The sequence below is a fragment of the Micromonospora phytophila genome, from assembly GCF_023656545.1.
Taxonomy (GTDB): domain Bacteria; phylum Actinomycetota; class Actinomycetes; order Mycobacteriales; family Micromonosporaceae; genus Micromonospora; species Micromonospora phytophila.
The window spans coordinates 1-2,015 of sequence record NZ_JAMOKF010000569.1 but is presented as its reverse complement, the minus strand read 5'-3'; the positions used below and the strand labels follow the sequence as shown (position 1 = coordinate 2,015).

Genomic DNA, 2,015 nt, shown 5'->3' with positions numbered 1-2,015 from the left:
CCATCGGGTCCTCGGGGTGCACGAACTCCACCACGATCCGGCCGCCCGGGGCGGCGAGGCCGACGAGCCAGTCCACCACCTCGGGCAGCGGCACGTTGCGTCCGATCGCGAGGTGGTGCACGACGGCGAGGGCGAGCACCACGTCGGCGTCGGCCCGGTCGGCGAACGAGGCCCGCTCGACGCCCCGCCAGCCGCCGCCCGGGGACGGGTCGGCGAGGTCCATCACCAGCGGCAGGATGCGCCGCTCCCCCTCCGCGCGCAGCGCGCGGTAGAGCTCGTCGACCACGGTCGGGTCCTGCTCCACCGCGACCACGTAGTCGGCGTGCCGGGCAGCGAGGCGGGCGTACCGGCCGTCGTTGGCGCCCAGGTCGAGCACGAGGCGGGGACGCGGCCCGCCGACCATCGCCTCGGCGACGAAGCGTTCCTTCGCGGCCCGGTCGTCCGCCGTGTAGGCGCAGGTGCGCTGGTAGTCCGCCCAGTGGCTGGCCGCCGGCGGCCGGTCGAGGCGGCGGACCAGCTTCTCGATGCCGCGCACGGTGGCCAGCGCCATTTCGCGGGAGTAGCCGGCGGCGCGCAGTTGGGCCCGGACGTCGGTGGTGCTCGCCCCGGCGTTGCGGCTCTGCATCGCACCGTGCAGGTGCACGTGGGTGAGCACGCCGGGCAGCAGGCGGCGGGCGCCCCGGAAGAGCGGGCGCATCTCGTCCGGTTCGATCCCGTCGACCCGGGCGCGCAGCCAGGGCTGGAAGTCCAGCCCGAGGTGGGCGCCGAGCAGCAGCGGGTAGAGCAGCGTCTGGCAGAACTGCCGGTAACCGGCCCACGGCTCGCCGTCGCGCACCGGAGTGAAGGAGCCGACGTCGATGAAGACCGGCTGCGCGCCCCGCCACTGCAGGTTGTAAGCCGAGCCGTCCTTGGTGGTGAAGCCGGCCGGCAGCGCCGCCCGGACGATCTCCAGGTGCAGCAGCGCGGCGTCGCGCAGCATGCCAAAGGACCACTCGTACGGGTGCGAGACGAACGGGATGCGCTCGTGGCGGAGCACGGCGGCCCATCCGTCGCCCGACGGCAGCAGCGCCGGCTCGGCCACCTCGGTGCCGCAGACCTTGCCGGCGGCGAGCAGGGGCGGGAAGAAGTCGCTGGCGGCCAGGGCGCGCCACTGGAGTGCGGCCTGCTCGTCCAGCCCGCGCAGCACGTCGTCGCCGAGGTGGAAGATCCGGTTGGCCGGGTCGCGGAACGATCCCGGCTCGCCGCGCAGGCCGCTGTGGGAGAGGGCCATCGACGGGTCAGCGCTGATCGGTGGGCTGGCGGCGGAAGCGGTCGACCAGCCGTCGCCAGTAGAGCTTGGCCGCGACCGCGGCGCCGGCCACCCCGCCGACCACCGCCTGCACGATCAGACTCCCCGATCCCGCGTCCAGGTAGGCCAGATGGTTCACCGACCGCTCCTTCCCTCACCGTCTCGACGCCGGCGTCCTGGGGCAGGCAGCCATGAGGCTTTTGACCCAGAAAGCCGGACTTGTCTGACACCGTACGCTGCTCGCCGCCGCCGCGGAGGCCACACCGGCACTCCTCCGCCCGTCCGTTTCGTTCAAGACGGCCGTCCGCCGCCGCGCCTAGCGTGGCGGCCATGACACCTCGCTTCGACCTGATCGGGATGGCCACCACCGACATGGCCCGCACGCTCGACTTCTACCGTCGGCTGGGGGTGCAGATCCCGCCCGGTGCCGAGGCCGAGCCGCACGTGGAGGTGACCCTGCCCGGCGGTGTGCGGCTGGCCTGGGACACCGTCGAGACGGTCCGCTCCTTCGACCCGGACTGGACGCCGCCCACCGGCAGCCCCCGGGCCAACCTCGCCTTCCGGTGCGCCGACCCCGCCGAGGTCGACCGCTGGTACGCGGCGCTCACCGACGCCGGCCACCACGGTCACCTCAAGCCGTGGGACGCCTTCTGGGGGCAGCGGTACGCCGTGCTGCACGACCCGGACGGCAACGGGGTGGACCTGTTCGCCCCGCTGCCGCAGGAGT

3 protein-coding genes are annotated in these 2,015 nt (G+C 74.0%); 1 reads left to right on the top strand and 2 read right to left on the bottom strand.

Annotation, left to right across the window (positions count from 1 at the left end; genetic code table 11):
• Together NCC78_RS31320 and NCC78_RS31315 are read right to left on the bottom strand one after the other, a co-directional pair.
• The coding region (locus NCC78_RS31320) for a class I SAM-dependent methyltransferase (RefSeq protein ID WP_250799040.1) at window positions 1-1,270 on the bottom strand (1,270 nt) is incomplete at its 3' end.
• A gap of 7 nt (window positions 1,271-1,277) precedes the next feature.
• Window positions 1,278-1,427 carry a hypothetical protein gene (locus tag NCC78_RS31315; protein WP_167183181.1) on the bottom strand — a complete coding sequence of 50 codons (150 nt, stop codon included), beginning with the start codon at window positions 1,425-1,427 and terminating at the stop codon, window positions 1,278-1,280.
• A gap of 191 nt (window positions 1,428-1,618) precedes the next feature.
• On the opposite strand from NCC78_RS31315, the gene NCC78_RS31310 reads away from it, so the two are divergent.
• The coding region (locus NCC78_RS31310) for a VOC family protein (RefSeq protein WP_250799039.1) at window positions 1,619-2,015 on the top strand (397 nt) is incomplete at its 3' end.